Origin of the sequence: Desertimonas flava (assembly GCF_003426815.1) — a bacterium.
GTDB lineage: Bacteria > Actinomycetota > Acidimicrobiia > Acidimicrobiales > Ilumatobacteraceae > Desertimonas > Desertimonas flava.
On record NZ_QKYK01000044.1, the window covers coordinates 1 to 15,307 of the forward strand.

The 15,307-nt window shown below is 71.3% G+C and carries 14 protein-coding genes; 8 read left to right on the forward strand and 6 right to left on the reverse strand.

Annotation, left to right across the window (positions count from 1 at the left end):
- Both DN771_RS27120 and lpdA read right to left on the reverse strand, forming a co-directional pair.
- Positions 1-320, reverse strand: a 320-nt coding sequence (locus DN771_RS27120) for a biotin/lipoyl-containing protein (protein ID WP_321196087.1), incomplete at its 3' end; no start/stop codon positions are given.
- 63 nt (positions 321-383) lie between these two features.
- Complete coding sequence (lpdA, locus tag DN771_RS27125; RefSeq protein WP_227462501.1) at positions 384-1,805, reverse strand: dihydrolipoyl dehydrogenase; 1,422 nt, start codon at positions 1,803-1,805, stop codon at positions 384-386.
- Between the two features lie 243 nt (positions 1,806-2,048).
- Between lpdA and DN771_RS27130 the strand changes: the two genes are divergently transcribed.
- The 3 genes from DN771_RS27130 to argJ all read left to right on the forward strand — a co-directional run bounded on the left by DN771_RS27130 (position 2,049) and on the right by argJ (position 4,349).
- Positions 2,049-2,477, forward strand: coding sequence for a hypothetical protein (locus DN771_RS27130; protein ID WP_117000708.1), 429 nt, complete (start codon positions 2,049-2,051; stop codon positions 2,475-2,477).
- 167 nt (positions 2,478-2,644) lie between these two features.
- A complete protein-coding gene (locus DN771_RS27135) occupies positions 2,645-3,157 on the forward strand; it encodes a MarR family winged helix-turn-helix transcriptional regulator (RefSeq protein ID WP_117000709.1) in 513 nt (170 codons plus the stop codon).
- A gap of 25 nt (positions 3,158-3,182) precedes the next feature.
- On the forward strand, positions 3,183-4,349 hold the full coding sequence (gene argJ / locus DN771_RS27140; protein WP_117000710.1) for a bifunctional glutamate N-acetyltransferase/amino-acid acetyltransferase ArgJ: 1,167 nt from the start codon (positions 3,183-3,185) through the stop codon (positions 4,347-4,349).
- Positions 4,350-4,408: 59 nt separating this feature from the next.
- Here the strand turns inward: argJ and DN771_RS27145 are convergent, their stop codons facing one another.
- Both DN771_RS27145 and DN771_RS27150 read right to left on the reverse strand, forming a co-directional pair.
- Positions 4,409-5,185, reverse strand: a complete 777-nt coding sequence (locus DN771_RS27145) for an SDR family NAD(P)-dependent oxidoreductase (RefSeq protein WP_117000711.1) — start codon at positions 5,183-5,185, stop codon at positions 4,409-4,411.
- A gap of 75 nt (positions 5,186-5,260) precedes the next feature.
- A complete protein-coding gene (locus DN771_RS27150; protein WP_162942470.1) occupies positions 5,261-7,897 on the reverse strand; it encodes a LuxR C-terminal-related transcriptional regulator in 2,637 nt (878 codons plus the stop codon).
- 163 nt (positions 7,898-8,060) lie between these two features.
- On the opposite strand from DN771_RS27150, the gene DN771_RS27155 reads away from it, so the two are divergent.
- The 3 genes from DN771_RS27155 to DN771_RS27165 all read left to right on the forward strand — a co-directional run bounded on the left by DN771_RS27155 (position 8,061) and on the right by DN771_RS27165 (position 10,871).
- Positions 8,061-8,312: a hypothetical protein gene (locus DN771_RS27155; protein WP_162942471.1), complete on the forward strand. Its 252-nt coding sequence runs from the start codon at positions 8,061-8,063 to the stop codon at positions 8,310-8,312.
- Between the two features lie 27 nt (positions 8,313-8,339).
- Positions 8,340-9,548 (forward strand): thrombospondin type 3 repeat-containing protein, encoded by a 1,209-nt coding sequence (locus tag DN771_RS27160; protein WP_162942472.1) that lies wholly within the window; start codon positions 8,340-8,342, stop codon positions 9,546-9,548.
- Between the two features lie 159 nt (positions 9,549-9,707).
- Positions 9,708-10,871, forward strand: coding sequence for a trans-sulfuration enzyme family protein (locus DN771_RS27165; protein WP_117000730.1), 1,164 nt, complete (start codon positions 9,708-9,710; stop codon positions 10,869-10,871).
- Positions 10,872-11,340: 469 nt separating this feature from the next.
- Here the strand turns inward: DN771_RS27165 and DN771_RS27170 are convergent, their stop codons facing one another.
- Both DN771_RS27170 and DN771_RS27175 read right to left on the reverse strand, forming a co-directional pair.
- Positions 11,341-11,568 (reverse strand): hypothetical protein, encoded by a 228-nt coding sequence (locus DN771_RS27170; protein ID WP_117000715.1) that lies wholly within the window; start codon positions 11,566-11,568, stop codon positions 11,341-11,343.
- 3 nt (positions 11,569-11,571) lie between these two features.
- Complete coding sequence (locus DN771_RS27175) at positions 11,572-13,242, reverse strand: PspC domain-containing protein (RefSeq protein ID WP_162942473.1); 1,671 nt, start codon at positions 13,240-13,242, stop codon at positions 11,572-11,574.
- Positions 13,243-13,361: 119 nt separating this feature from the next.
- Between DN771_RS27175 and DN771_RS29890 the strand changes: the two genes are divergently transcribed.
- Together DN771_RS29890 and DN771_RS27190 are read left to right on the forward strand one after the other, a co-directional pair.
- Complete coding sequence (locus tag DN771_RS29890) at positions 13,362-14,597, forward strand: ATP-binding protein (RefSeq protein ID WP_162942474.1); 1,236 nt, start codon at positions 13,362-13,364, stop codon at positions 14,595-14,597.
- Positions 14,594-15,295 (forward strand): LuxR C-terminal-related transcriptional regulator, encoded by a 702-nt coding sequence (locus DN771_RS27190; protein ID WP_117000717.1) that lies wholly within the window; start codon positions 14,594-14,596, stop codon positions 15,293-15,295. Before DN771_RS29890 ends, DN771_RS27190 begins: the two co-directional genes overlap by 4 nt.
- The last annotated feature ends 12 nt before the right edge of the window (positions 15,296-15,307 follow it).

Consider the following 15,307-nt stretch of genomic DNA (forward strand, 5'->3'; position numbering starts at 1 on the left):
GGCTCCGGTGCGGCGGGAGCCGGCTCGGCCGCAGGGGCCGCCTCGGCGGCGGGCTCCGGTGCAGCTGCCGGGGCGGGGGCGGCACCGGCGTCGCCGACGACGGCGATCACGGTGCCGACGTCGACCGTCTCGCCCTCGGGAACGCGGATCTCGGTCAACGTGCCGGCGACCGGCGACGGGACCTCGGTGTCCACCTTGTCGGTCGACACCTCGAACAACGGCTCGTCGGCGGCGACGGTGTCGCCGACCGACTTGAACCACTGCGTGATCGTGCCTTCGGTGACGGTCTCACCGAGCTGTGGGAGCGTGACTTCAGCCAATGTGCGATTCCTTGATGCGTGGGGTGGGTGCGTGGGGCGGGTGCGACGTGTGGGTGAGGCCGCTCAGCCGTTGAAGTTGCGGCCGGTGAGCGACAGCACGGTCTCGCCGAAGAGCTCGGTGAGGCTCGGGTGGGGCTGGATGAACTCGGCGACCTCGTCGACGGTGGCCTCCCAGTTGACGGCCAGATAGCCGCCGCTCAGCTGTTCGGTCACCCATGGGCCGACCATGTGGACCCCGAGGATGCGACCGGGACGTCCATCGGGACCGACCTCGGCGATGATCTTGGCCAGGCCCTCGGTCTCGCCGAGGATCTGGGCACGCGAGTTGAACTTGAAGGGGTGCTTCGCCACCACGACGTCGTAACCCGCTTCCTTGGCGGCCTCTTCGCCGGGTCCGGCCCACGCCACCTCGGGATGGCAGTAGATCGCCCAGGGCACACGGTCGTACTGCACCGGCAGCGCCGTCTCGCCGAGCGACTGCTTGACGACGAGGATCGCCTCGGCGTAGCCGACATGAGCCAGCTGCGGCGTGTTGATGAGGTCGCCCACGGCGTAGACACCGTCCTCGCCAGTGCGGCAGAACTCGTCGACGACCACGAAGCCGCGCTCGTCCACCTTCACTCCGGTGCCGTCGAGACCGAGCTCGTCGGCGTACGGACGACGACCGACCGACACGACCACGGCGTCGACCTCGAGGGTCTCGCCGTCGCCGAACTGCACGACGGTGCCGCCCTGGCCGTTCGGCGTGTGCCCGGTGACGCTGACGCCGGTGCGGATGTCGATCTTCTTCTTCTTGAACGAGCGCACGACCACGTTGGCGACGTCGTTGTCGAGGCCCGGCAGGATCTTCGGCAGACCCTCGAGAATCGTCACCTGGGCGCCGAGATCGGCGAACGTCGAGGCGAACTCGCACCCGATGGCGCCGCCGCCGATGACCGCGACGCGGGCGGGCACGACGTCGAGGTCGAGGACCTCGTCGCTGGTCATGATCGGGCCGCCACGCTCGAAGTTGGGGATCAGGCGAGGCACGGAACCGGCCGCGAGGATGATGCTCGGCGCGGTGATCTCGGCGCTGCCCCCGTCGTTCAGCGAGACGGTGACGATCCTGCCGGCGCCGAGGCGGCCGGTCCCGTTGAACACCTCCACCTTGCGGCCCTTGCACATCGCCGCGATGCCGCCGACGAGGCCGGCGACGATCTTCTGCTTGCGCGCCTGGGTGACGGCGAAGTTCACCGTGATGGCTTCTGGCGGCGCGCCCGCCTCGATGCCGAACTCGGCGGCGTGGGCCACGTGACGATGCACCGCTGCCGTCTCGAGGAACGCCTTCGCCGGAATGCAGCCCCGGTTGAGACAGGTCCCGCCAAGCGCGTCCTTCTCGACGAGGGCCACCTTCATCCCCGCTGACGCCGCGTAGAGGGCGGCCGAATACCCACCCGGGCCGCCGCCTATCACCACGAGGTCGAATTGCTCAGCCGTCGGGATCACCCCTTCATTGCGTTCCCCGGCCACGCAGGCCGGTCGTGTTCGGTTGCCGACCGGGTTCGGCCGACTCGATTGTGCGTTCCCCGGCCACGCAGGCCGGTCGTGTTCGGTTGCCGACCGGGTTCGGCCGACTCGAATGTGCGGGGTTCACGGTAGCGCCGCGCGCAACGCGGCACCGCAAAGGGGTGGCTGCACTACCTGGCCAGACGCCGGGTCGGTCCCCGACGCGGTCCCTATCCTGCCGGGGTGCGCACCCGGACCCTGCTGCTGCTCGCCGTCGGCTGCGGGCTGGCCATCCTCGTGGCCGGCACCGTGTTCCTCCTCCAGTTGGCGAACGACGATCAGCAGGCCGACTTCCACGCCGTCGGCGAGTCGGTCGAGGTCGGTGATCTCCACGTCGTCGTCGACGACTACGACGAGACGGACGACACGGCGACGGTCTCGGTGACGCTCGGCGGCGTCGACGACGCCGACGGCATCGACGAGTTCCGTCTCGTGCTCGCCGACGCGTCGCTCTCGCCGGTGTCGGGAGCCGACGGCGCGTGTACCGACACCACGGTCGCCGACCAGTCGTGCACGCTGACGTTCGATCTCGCCGACGACGCTCCCGGCGGCAGCCGCATCCTGCTCTACCGCCGCGGCGACGACGTGGCCCGCTGGGAGCTGCACGGCTGACGCCACGCCGACCGCCCGGCGGAGCGGCATGGGCCGAACCGCGCTCCACGATGCCGGAGCCGTCTCGTCCGGCAGTCGCTCGGCGATTCGCCGGCGCTCGAGCAGGACCAACCACCCGTGAATCGTTTACCACGCAACTATTGCGACCCGTCGACTAAGATGGCGGCATGACTGTGATGACGCTCCCGTCCGTCAACGCCCAGTCGGTCGTTCCCCTCTCGACCAGCGAGCTCGCCGCGTGGCGAGCGTTCGCCGAAACGGTGACCGATCTCAACTCGGCGCTGGAGGCCGACCTCGCCCCCACCGGGCTCACCCTCGGCGACTACCAGGTCCTCGTGTTCCTCTCCGAGTCGCCCGACGGCTCGATGCGCATGGTCGACCTGGCCTGCCGCCTCCAGCTGTCGCCGAGCGGGCTCACCCGCCGCCTCGACGGTCTCGTGAAGCACGGGCACGTCGATCGTGTGCCATCCGACACCGACCGGCGCGTGATGCGCGCCGTCATCACCGATTCCGGGCGAACCGCGCTCGCCGCGGCGTATCCCGTTCATCTGGCGAGCGTCCGTCACCGCATCATCGACCGCCTCGCCCCCGGCGACGTCGACGCCTTCACACGGATCTTCAGCGCGATCGCATCGGGATTGCAGAGCGCCGACGACAGCGGCAACGCTGTCACCTCGTGACGATCGTCTCCACCCGGCCCGTCCCATGACCACGCCGCTGCCCACCGGGTTCTCCAGCTACGTCGCCAACATCGGCGTCAAGGACACCACCGACGACTTCGTCGTGGTGGCCGCCGATCGTCCGGCCGCGGCGGCCGGCGTGTTCACGCTGAGCCGGTTCGCCGGCCCGTCGGTCACGCTCAGCCGGCGCCACCTCGCCGACGGCGCCGCCAGGGCGATGGTCGTCATCTCGAAGAACGCCAACGTCGCCAACGGCGAGGTCGGCGACACCCACGCCGAGGCGGTCGTCGCCGCCGTCGCCAAGCGGATCGGGTGCGAGCCCGGCGACGTGCTGCTCGCGTCCACCGGGGTCATCGGCCGCCCCTACCCAATCGACACCGTGCTGGCCGGCATCGCCGAGATGCCGGCAGCTCTCCCCGGCCGCGACGCCGACGGTCCGGCCCGCGGCATGATGACCACCGACACCGTGCCGAAGATCGCCCAGGCTGTCGTCGAGGGCAGCGCGGCGCGTGTCGTCGGCATCGCCAAGGGCGTCGGGATGATCGAGCCCAACATGGCGACGATGATCGCCGTCCTGTTCACCGACGCCGAGGTCCACGCGGCCAAGCTCGACGAGGGCTTCCGCCGGGTGGTGGACTCGACGTTCAACTGCGTGAGCATCGACACCGACACATCCACCAGCGACACGGCGGTCGTGCTGGCCAGCGGCGCAGCCGGTCCGGTGCCGCTCGACGCGCTCGAAGCGGCCATCCACAGCGTCGCCCTGTCGCTCACCCGCCAGATCGCCGCCGACGGTGAGGGCGCCGAGACGCTCATCGAGGTCGAGGTCGACGGCGCGCGCGATCGCGCCCAGGCGAAGCGGGTCGCCAAGGCCATCGTCAACTCGCCACTGGTGAAGACCGCCGTGCATGGTGCCGACCCGAACTGGGGACGCGTGGCGATGGCGATCGGCAAGTGCGACGGCCCCGACGACACCGACATCGATCCCCACCGCGTGGTGATCCGCTTCGGCGACCAGGAGGTGTACCCCACCCGGGTCGGCGACGACGGCCTGGCCGCCCTGTCCGACTACCTCCGCGCCGACGAGGTGCGCATCCACGTGAGCCTCGGCACCGGCGACGAGCGCTGCACCGTGTGGGGTTGCGACCTGACCGACGGCTACGTCCGCATCAACGCCGACTACACCACCTGAGCCGCGGACCCACCGTTACGGTTGGTGCCCGGCACCAACCGTAACGCTCAGCTGATCTCCTACTTCGGTGGCATCCGGATGCCGCCGTCGACGCGGATGGTCTCGGCGTTGAGGTAGGAGTTGGTCACGCACTCGATGACGACCGACGCCAGCTCTTCAGGGGCGCCGAGACGCTGCGGGAACAGCACACCCTTCTGCAGGTTGGCCTTGAACGCCTCCGACGCCTCGCCCTGGCCGTAGATCGGGGTGTCGATCAGGCCGGGGGCGACGGTGTTGACCCGCACGCCGACGGCGGCGAGGTCACGGGCGACCGGCAGGGTCATGCCGACGATGCCGCCCTTCGACGCCGAGTAGCTCGCCTGGCCGATCTGGCCGTCGAACGCGGCGACCGAAGCGATGTTGACGATCGCGCCACGCTCACCGTATTCGAGGGGCTCGGTGGTGCTCATCGCCGTGGCGGCCAGACGGATGGCGTCGAAGCTGCCGATCAGGTTGATGGCGATGACCTTCTTGAAGGCGTCGAGGTTGGCGGCCGAGTCGTACGAACCGTCCTTGCCGACGGTGCGCTGGGCCCACCCGATACCGGCCGAGTTCACGAGCACCCGGAGCGGGCCCATCGACTTGGCCATCTCGACGGCGTTGATGATGTCGTCCGTGTTGGTCACGTCCACCTTGGCGAAGGCGCCACCGATCTCGTCGGCCAACGCCTTGCCGGCTTCCTCCTGGAGGTCGGCGACGACGACCTTCGCTCCCCGCTGGGCGAGGAGGCGGGCCGAGGCGGCACCGATTCCCGACGCTCCACCTGTGACGATTGCGCTTGCACCTGTGATGTCCATATCGGGGCTGGACGTTAGGCGAATCGAACTCGGGCAGGGGAACCGGACCGGTGTGACCGACGGCGCCGGAACGGGTCAGAGACCGAGCGCGGCGCCCAGATCTGATCGGTTGCGCACACCGAGCTTGGTGAACGCCCGGGCCAGGTGGTTCTCGACCGTGCGACTCGAGAGGAACAGCCGCTCGGCGATGTCGGGGCTGGAGAGACCGGCCGCCGCCATCTCGGCGACCTCTCGTTCGCGGCGGCTGAGCGGCACGATCGCCACGGCCGACGGCGTGGCCACCACGGTGTTCTCGGCCGATGCCGCCCAGTCGTAGACGCGTGTCGCCCATCTCGTCGCGGCACGCCGGTCACCAGAACGAGCGGCTGCCTCGGACGTGTCCGACGCGGCGCGGACAGCCAACCCGTGGGCGCCCGCCGCGTTGAACGCCTCGGCCGTGCGGCCGAGCAGGTCGGTATCGCCGTCGCGGACACCGCGAGCGTGGTCGGCGAGCAGGCCGTACATTCCGCGACGGCCGTCGGCGAGTTCGGCGAGACGGTCGGCCACCGCACCCGCCCGGCCGAGGGCGACCTGGCGGTGCAGCAGCGCGGCCTCGTCGAAGGGGATGCCCGTGGCCCGGGCCCAGTCGGCGCCGCAGCCATAGTGCTCGACGGCGTGCGCCGGCTGGTGCTGGGCGACGGCGAGGTCACCGCGGGCCAGCCAGATGAGCCCGTCGAACAGCACGATGGTGTGGGGCTCGAGCTCGCCGATGCGGGCCAGCGACGCCTCGGCGAGGGCTACGTCGCCGGACGCCGCAGCGGCGAAGGCGAGGTTGGTGAGCGCGAGGCGCTCGAGCGTCCGGTGTCCGGTCGAGCGGTAGATGGCAGGGGCGTGCCGTGCGTGTTCCGCGGCGGCGCGCGGCCGGCCCGACCACACGAGCGCCCGCGCCAGTGTGTACTCGCACTGCCCGATCGGGAACGGTGCGCCACCCGATCGCGCCGTCGCCAGGGCGGTCTCGCCGGCGGAGACGGCGTCGGCGACCCGACCCAGCTGGAGCAGGGCCGGGATGCGGAGCACCGGCGGGATCTCGCTCGAGAACAGGGCGACCTGGTCGCCGACGGCATTCAGCTCGGCCTCCAGCCGGTCGACGTGAGCCATGACGCGCTCGGGGTTCCCGGCGCCGGCCTCGGCGAAGGCCCCGGCGAACGCGGCGAGCATCGTCGATCGCCCGGTGGGCCCGGCGAGCAGCTCGTCGACGATCTCGCGGCAGCGGTCGAACTCGGCGCGCAGCGCGTGGAAGGACGACCACCACGCGCGCACCTCCCCTGCCGGCTGACCGTCGGCCACGGCCGCCTCGCCGGCCTCGAGGGCGGCGCGGGCACCGTCGAGATCGCCTTGCTTCCAGAAGGCGTTGCGGAACTGCAACGCGACGACCATCAGTCGTTCCGGTCGGTCGACCGTCCGTCGCTCGAGTTCGGCGAGCAGGTCCGACACCTCATCTCCGTCGCCCGAGTCGTCGAGCACGTTGGCGAGGACCACGCCTGCCTCGATGTCGCCGTGTTCCTCCCACACCTTGCGGGCCAGCCGCTCGCTGAGCGACACGTCCCACGAATGCATCGCCCGCTGGGCGGCGTCGACGAGCAGGCGAGGCGATGCCTCGCTCCCGCCATCCACCACCCACGCGGCGACGCGGACCACGTCGGCCGGGCCGACGCCCCGATCGATCGCGGCGGCCGCGAGGCGGCGGTACACCGCCCGGGCGGCAAGCCGTGACGTGCTCCGCCGCAGGACCTCACCGAAGAGCGGATGGGCCAGCCGGACGTCGCCATCCGGTCCGTGCTCCAGGTATCCGTGGGCCTCGAGCGATGCCAGCACGTCGTCGGGCACGAGCGCCTCCACCGTCGACAGCCCGAGCGGCTCGCCCAGAGCGACGACCCGCAGGGCGTCACGGTGGGCATCGTCGAGACCGACCAGGCGCGTGGCCACGAAGTCGGAGAGCGACGGTGACGTGCCGAGGACCGCCTCGAGGGCCTCGCGGGTCGGCGCCGCCGGCCCTGACTCCAACACGACCGCCCGCACGAACAGCGGGTTCCCTCCAGTCAGACGCCAGACCAGCTCGGCGGCGTCGGGATCGAGCTCGGCGCCGAGCAGGCCCTCGGCCATCGCCACGGTCGCCGATCGGTCGAGGCTGTCGACGGGAACGAGACGCAGGTCGCCCCGATGCCACAGGTCACCGATGGCGTGGGGCACCCACTCGTTGCTCCGGAACGTGAGCACCACCGTGGCGATCCCGCCGGAGACGAGCTGTTCGAGGAACACGGCGGACGTGGCGTCGAGCAGGTGCACGTCGTCCACCCCGAGCACGATCGGTCGTCCCGCCGCGGCGGCGAGCAGTTCGGCACGGGCCCGAACGAGCAGAGCGACGTTCGATGCCGCGTCCATACCCTCCGGGAAGATCGGCGCGAACACGCCGAGCGGCAGGTCGATCGAGTTCGGCCGCGACCGGACGAAGGCGGTCCAGCAGCCTGCCGCGGCGGCGAGCGCCACCAACTCCTCGGCGAGTCGTGTCTTGCCGACGCCGGGGGGTCCGTGGAACACGACGCCCCGTTCGGCGGACGTCGAGGCCCCGGTGATCAGGTCACCGAATTCCTCGAGCAGCGCGTCGCGCCCCACCAGACGTCGCGCCGCGTCGTCGGCCGGTGTCCGGGTCAGGCCGTGTCGTCGATCGGACATCCGTCCCAGATGGTGACACATGGTTGGGTACGCGGTACTCAATTTGCGTGCCGCCGCGGCGGAGCGGGCGCCGCCGACCATCACGCCTTACCCCGCCGGCGCACCCCGAGTTGAGTAGCGGCTACCGATGACCGACGGGTCGTCGAGCCTCAGGATCGTCGACATGCAGACCACCTCGCACGACGACGAGCCGCTCGCCCGAGCAGTTCTCGTGGCCGTGCACCGCGTGAGTCACAACCAGTCCGGTGTCTGGTGCGAGGTCGATGTCGACCTCCAGCAGCCCGGTGTCGATCCCCGGATCGTTCGCCGTCGGTTGCGGTTGTCGCCACCTCCGGCGGAGATCACCGTCGGATCGGAACTGGTGGTGCGGGTTCCCCCCGGGCCCGACGCGGACCTCATTGCCGAACCGTCGTGAACGACGGTCGATCTTCAAGGAAGTTCCATGTCCAACCGAATCCGTCTCCGTGCCAGCAACCGACGCCCGCGACGCAGCCCTCACCTGCGTCGTGCCGCCCAGATGACGACGATCGCCGGTGCCGGCATCGTCGGTGTCTCGATCGGCGCCCCGCTCGTGGCCGCGTCCACCCCCGCCGATCCGGCGCCCACCGTCAGCGATCACGCCGACGTCATCGCCCAGGGTCTCGTCACCTTCACCGACGGTGAGCACCACTGGGCGTTCGGCGGTGTCGACGTCGCCGCCGAGCCGGCCTCCGTCGTCGTCGACTCCCCGACGTTCCTGTTCTCCGACGGTGGTGCCGCCCTGGTGTCCGTCGACGGCTCGCCGCGCTGGCTGGTCGGCGACAGTGAGGCCGGCTTCGTCGGCGGTGCCGCGCAGGTGGCGGCCGTGGCGCTGGACGGCGCCACCACCCGCCTGAGCGACATCGGCATCGACGCCGGTGCCGGCGAGCATTCGTTCACGCCCGGCGCCGGAACCCGCGACGTCGACCTGGTGCACGACGTGCTCGCCGCCGGCGAGGAGTTCCGGCTCGACGCCGAGGCCGATGCCGTGTCCGCCTTCGTGATCGTCATGAACGGCAGCGTCATCGATGCCTCCGGCGCCACGCTCGACGGTGGTCAGACCACCGTCACCGATGGTGCCGTGACCCTGGCGAACGCCGGGCCCGGCAGCGCCGAAGTGCTCGTCGCCGTCGTCGGTCGACTCGTCGACCCGACCGCCGCGCCGACGTCCGTGCCCGCGGGCGACAGCCCGGGCAACGGCAGCGGCACCGCGCCTGGCACGACGCCCGGCACTCCCACGACGACGTCACCGGCGCCGCCCACCACGGTCGACAACAGCGACGCCGACGGCGACGACCTGACGGCCAGCGAGGAAGCCGCGCTGGGTACCGACCCGAACAACATCGACACCGACGGTGACGGGTTCTGGGACGGTCACGAGGTCCGCATCACCGGCACCGACCCGACCAAGGCCGACACCGACGGAGACGGGCTCGACGACTACCTCGAGGCCCACGACCTGCTGACCAACGCGGTGAACGCCGACACCGACGGTGACGGCCTCACCGACGGCCAGGAGTTCAACATGCACTCGACCGATCCGAAGAACATCGACTCGGACAACGACGGCTTCAGCGACAAGGCCGAGGTCGACGCCGGGACGAACCCCAACAACGTCAACGATCATCCGTGAGCAGCGCAGCGGCGATCGACCACTGACGCTCCCCCTTCGACGGCCGAGGTCGTCCGCTCCGGCGGGCGTCCTCGGCCGTTGCGCGTCCCAGGCATCTGCGGTCCGTACGGGCGACAACGACAGGGATCCGCGCACAGCGGGTTGGATAGCCTCGCGCGGGTGAGCGACGAGCGTTCCCCCGACACCAGGGCCGTCACGGCCGGCCGCTCACATCAGGGCACGAGCCTCACCCCGCCGTTGTGGGCGACCAGCACGTGGCAGGGCACCGGGCTCGACGACATCCGTAAGCGGGCCACCGGTCTGCGGGCCGACGCCTTCTACAGCCGCTACAGCAACCCGACTGTGCGGGCGTTCGAGGAGGCGGTGGCCGACCTCGAGGGGACCGAGGACGCCCTCGCCTTCGCTTCGGGCATGGGTGCGATCGCCTCGACGGTCTTCGCCCTGTGCTCGGCGGGCGACCACATCGTCGCCCAGCGACAGATGTACGCAGGCACCAGTGCGTTCCTCGAAGGTCCGTGCCGGCGCCTCGGCATCGACGTCACCTGGGTCGACGGCACCCGGCCCGGGGCGTTCGCCGAGGCCGTGCGGCCCGGCAAGACGATGCTGGTGATCGCCGAATCGCCGTCGAATCCGCGACTCGACCTCGTCGACCTCGCCGACCTCGGCTCGGTGGCCGGTCCGTTCACGATGATCGACTCCACGCTCGCCACGCCGCTCGGTCAGCAGCCGGCGAAGTTCGGCGTGGATCTCGTGGTGCACTCGGCGACGAAGGGCATCTGCGGCCACAACGACGCCACCCTGGGCGTGGTTGCCGGCGAGCGTGACCTGATCGGATCGATCTGGGCGTACGCCGTGCTGCACGGCGCATCGGCGTCGCCGTTCGACGCGCTCAACGGGCTGCGCGGCATCCGCACCCTCGCCGTGCGTCAGCGGGCCCAGTCGGCGTCGGCCCTCGTCATCGCCACCGCCTTGCGCGGCCACCCCGGCGTGGCCGCCGTGCATCATCCCGGCCTGGCCGACCACCCCCAGCACGATCTCGCCATCGCGCAGCTGTCGATGATGCCCACGCTGCTCGCCGTCGATCTGGCCGGTGGCGTCGACGCCGCCCGCATGATGCTCGACGGGTTGCGCATCGCCAGGCCGGCCACGTCGCTCGGCGGCCCCGAGACGCTCGTGTGCCACTCGGCCACGAGCACGCACGTCAGCCTCGGCCCCGACGACCAGGCAGCGATCGGGATCACCGACGGACTGTTGCGGGTCTCCGTCGGCCTCGAGGACACCGACGAACTGATCGCCGACCTCTCCCAGGCCATTCCAACCTGACCCGGAATCCGAATTCTCAGGCGGCTCTGGTCGCGAAAACGCGACCAGAGCGGTACAGGTGTGATCGCTTGCTTCGGCACGATGGTCTGCCCTGAGGCTGGAGTGCCGCTCGTAGGGACGTTTCGAGGGCTGGATCGTGACGGTTTTCGTCACGATCCCGCCCCCGATCACCGAATGGCACGATCGAGCCCCAGATTCTCGACGGTGTCCAGCGTCCGCCCGGCCACTGATGTCGATCGCCTCACCGTCGGAGCAGCAGCCGTCACCGGCGACACGGCCCAACCTGCGGCCAGCAGAAGACGAGAGAGGCGCGACGGCCCCGCCGAAGTGCCGACCCAGCGCGCTCCAGAGGCCCACCCCGTAGGCACTTCCACCGTTCAGAACCCACGAAAGCGACAGGAGCGCCCGAAGTCGCGACCGGAGCGGCACACGAACGTGCCCATCCCCCGACTCGAGGCAGCCGGAGCCGCTACGGGGTCCGGTCGGCCTGGGTGCTCAGCGAACGGGACTCCGTCCCGCGGGTCGACCGGGCGGGGATCGCCACGAGGATCAGGGCGACGAAGACGGCACCGGCCGCCGCCCACAGCATCGGGTCGTCGTCGATGCGATCGAAGCCGAACACGGCGACCGCCGCGCCCACGGCGACGATGACGACGCCAACGAGCGCACTGAGCGGGTTGAAGCGATGTGGGGGCATGATTCAGTCCTGTTCGTTCCGGGTCGTCGTGGGGGCCGTCGTGGGCGTCGTGGCGTTCGGGACAGCGACCGTGGTGACGCTCGGGGCATCGTCGTCCACTGACTCAGATGTCGCGACGGGCCGATTTGTTTCAGGTTCCGGCGAATTTTCGTGCGCCGCCCATTCGGACCGGACGGCGGCGACGTCGATCACGGCGCCGTCCGGCGTGACGATCGCCTGGTTGGGCAGCACCAGGTACCCGCTGCCGTCGGTGACGTACACGCTCGTCACCCCGTTGGGGCCGGCCATGTCACCGAACGGACCGCCCAGTTGGCCGTCCGGAGTCAGCCACACCTGCTCGCTCGGATCCCCAGCGGGGTTCGGGAAGATGACCGTGCCGTCGGTGGTCATCGTGAGGCCGCCGCCGATGTCGACCCCGACGTTGGCGGCCGGCGCCGTGACTCGTGGGGGTTCGACGGGGACGAGCGGGACCGTGACCAGCTGCGGCGGCCGCGGCAGCGACATGTCGAGCCCCGAGATCGTGTGGAGCCGGAGCTCGCCGAGGCTCATGTCGACCCGGACGACCAGATCGGCCGGGCCATCGGGCCCGAGGCGGTAGGTGTGCCATTCGCCGTCCGACTCGAGTTCGCGGCCGGCGGGCCCGCGCACCGTGCCCGAACGCACCCGGCCGACCACGTCGACGGCGAGCGTGTCGTCAGCCCAGATCTCGACCGACCCGATCGCCACCCGGAGGTCGGGGGCCGGAACGTCGCCGGCGACCACCCCGTCGATCCAGAGCTCGATCCTGCCGGCGAGGACGTCGGTGTTCGCCTCGTACCTCGGCAGATCGGTGCTGCCGTCGGCCCAGACCGTGTACTCCTGCGCCCCGACGGTGAACTCCTCGAGCCCGACGCGGGCAGCATGGCCGGCGAGGAATCCGGCCCCAGCGAAGCCGAGAGCGGGCACCACGAGCCACAGCGCGAACCCGCGCCAGGCGCTCACCACGACGCCGAGGCCGCACACGATGGCCGCCGCGCCGAGCCATTGCTCGGGATGGAGGCGACCGTCGTTGAGCTCGTCGATCACCATGCCGGAGAGCATCGTCACCAGGGCCATGGCGAGGGTCCACCGGCCGAGCCACGACACCGGTCGTGGTGTCACGACCGGCAGTCCACCGTCTGATGGCGTCGGAACCGCGAGCCCGCCGACCACCCTCGGCGCCGGCGCCGCGGTTCCGCCCGCCCGAGCGCTGGCGTCGGGTGGGCGCCACGCGGCCGCGGCCGGTGACGCCTGGCGCGGCACCCACAGCGCGACCGCCACGCCGCTCAGGGCGAACACGAGCGACCACGGCCCACCGAGGTACTCGGTGGTCCCCGTGCCGAGGAGCGACAGCGAGCCGACCACGCAGATGAACAGACCGACGACCCCCCAGAACGTGGTGACCCCGCCGCGCCGCAGGCCACGGAGCACGCACCACAGCCCGGCGTAGAGGACCACACCGAAGCCGCTGAACAGGGTGAGAAAGACGAACGCCAGACGAACCCACACGGGGTCGGTTCCCAGGCGGGCACCGAGGTCCCGGCCGACCCCGCCGATCACGGCACCGTCGTCCCACGGGCGACGACGGCCGCCGACCGAAGGCTCGCCGGCCCGGGCGGGTGGCTCGAACGGCGGAGGCGGGGGGACGGTCTCCATGACAGCAACGGTACGGACGCGCTCGTCACCGGGCCATCGGTGATCCCCCTGAATCACCCTGGTCGCGCTCAGGGGAGGCCCCGATACCCCGCGCCGGTGTGGTGCGCGACGATGGCCGGGTGACCACGACCGCGCCGGCGCGCACCCCCGGCGATGCATCGGACGACCTGTCCCGCGATGGCGCGGTCCGCAGTCCCAACCACCTCTTGTTCGGCGTGTGCGGCTCGTTCGCCCAGCGCTGGCGCGTCGACCCGACGCTGCTGCGGGCGGCGACGGGACTCCTCGCCCTCACCGGCGGCATCGGTGTGGTGCTCTACGCGATCGGGTTCGCCGTGCTCCGTCGCCGGGAGCCGGGCGAGGCGGCGGGACCAGCCGACACGACGGCTGCCTCCGATCGCCGCCGCAACCTGGCCGTCGTCGCCGCCACCGCGGCGATCCTCGTCGGCGCGCGCGAGACCGACCTGTGGCCGGGCAACGAGATCGTCGTCCCGTCGGCAATCGTCGCCGCCGCGGTCGTGCTCATCTGGCTCCCCCGCCCGGCGGTCGCCGGACGCCTCAGCGTCCGAGCGATGGCGCCGTGGCTGCGGATCGCCCTCGGCGCCATCCTCGCCGTCGCCGGCGTGGCCACGCTCGCCGATCGAACCGGTGGCCTGGCCGAGGTCGGACGATCGGTGACGGCGATCGCCATCGCCCTCGGCGGGTTCGCCGTCATCGCCGCGCCGGCCATCGCCCGGCTCCTCGGCAACCTCGACGCCGAACGAACGATGCGGATCCGTGAGGAGGAGCGGGCCGCACTCGCCGCCCACCTCCACGACTCGGTGCTGCAATCGCTGGTGCTGATCCAGCGCTCCGACGATCCGCGACGCATGGTCGGTCTCGCCCGGCGCCAAGAACGTGAGCTGCGCTCGTGGCTGTACGGCGCCCGGCCGATCGGCGAGCCGACGAGTCTCATGGCCGCCGTCGAAGCCGCCGCGGCGACGATCGAGGTGGACCACGAGACGCGCATCGAGGTCGTCACCGTCGGCGACGCCCCGCTCGACGACACGGCCCGCGCCCTCGTCGGCGCAGTGCGTGAGGCGGCGACCAACGCCGCCCGGCACTCCGGGGCCGGTCACGTCGACGTGTATGCCGAAGCCGACGAGAACGAACTGGTGGCGTTCGTGCGGGACACCGGTCGCGGATTCGACCCGACGGCGATCGCCGACGACCGCCACGGCCTCGCCGACTCGATCATCGGCCGCGTCGAGCGCGCCGGGGGCCGGGCCACCGTGACCAGCCGGCCGGGCGACGGCACCGAAGTGGAGCTGCGGTTGCCGCGTCGGCGTACCGTGCGCGTGGAGGAGGGTTCCCGATGACCAACACGCCGTCTGGCCAGCCGGACGCGGCGACCCGCGACGACGCGATCGCGCTGGTGCTCGTCGACGATCACGCCCTGGTGCGCGCCGGCGTGCGCGCCGAGCTCGACCGCGTCGATCAGCGCGGGCGACCGGGACTCACGATCGTCGGCGAGGCGGCGTCGGTCGAGGACGCCGTCGACGTGATCCGCCGCACGCGGCCCGATGTCGCGCTGCTCGATGTCCACCTCCCCGGCGGCGGCGGGCGCTCCGTGATCGAGGGCGTCGCCGGCGACAAGCTGGCGACGCGGTTCCTGGCGCTGTCGGTCTCCGATGCCGCCGACGACGTGATCGGCGTGGTCCGCGCCGGCGCCCGCGGGTACGTCACCAAGACCATCGCCGCCGACGACCTGTACGACGCGATCGTGCGGGTGCACGGTGGCGATGCCGTGTTCTCACCACGTCTCGCCGGCTTCGTGCTCGATGCCTTCGCCAACGACACCCCGGCGCCGTCCGATCCCGACCTCGACCGGCTCACCTCCCGCGAGCGCGAGGTGATGCGGTTGATCGCCCGCGGCTACGCGTACAAGGAGGTCGCCAGCCGGCTGTGCCTGTCGGTGAAGACGATCGAGACCCACGTGTCGGCCGTGCTGCGCAAGCTGCAGCTGTCGAGCCGCCACGAGCTCACCGCCTGGGCCAACGAACGCCGCCTCGTCTGAACCGGCGATCTC

Coding starts and splice junctions, on each gene's coding strand:
- DN771_RS27135 (WP_117000709.1), top strand. CDS start 2,645: ATGACTGTGATGACGCTCCCGTCCGTCAACGCCCAGTCGGTCGTTCCC.
- argJ (WP_117000710.1), top strand. CDS start 3,183: ATGACCACGCCGCTGCCCACCGGGTTCTCCAGCTACGTCGCCAACATC.
- DN771_RS27145 (WP_117000711.1), bottom strand. CDS start 5,185: ATGGACATCACAGGTGCAAGCGCAATCGTCACAGGTGGAGCGTCGGGA.
- DN771_RS27150 (WP_162942470.1), bottom strand. CDS start 7,897: ATGTCCGATCGACGACACGGCCTGACCCGGACACCGGCCGACGACGCG.
- DN771_RS27155 (WP_162942471.1), top strand. CDS start 8,061: ATGCAGACCACCTCGCACGACGACGAGCCGCTCGCCCGAGCAGTTCTC.
- DN771_RS27160 (WP_162942472.1), top strand. CDS start 8,340: ATGTCCAACCGAATCCGTCTCCGTGCCAGCAACCGACGCCCGCGACGC.
- DN771_RS27170 (WP_117000715.1), bottom strand. CDS start 11,568: ATGCCCCCACATCGCTTCAACCCGCTCAGTGCGCTCGTTGGCGTCGTC.
- DN771_RS27175 (WP_162942473.1), bottom strand. CDS start 13,242: ATGGAGACCGTCCCCCCGCCTCCGCCGTTCGAGCCACCCGCCCGGGCC.
- DN771_RS27190 (WP_117000717.1), top strand. CDS start 14,594: ATGACCAACACGCCGTCTGGCCAGCCGGACGCGGCGACCCGCGACGAC.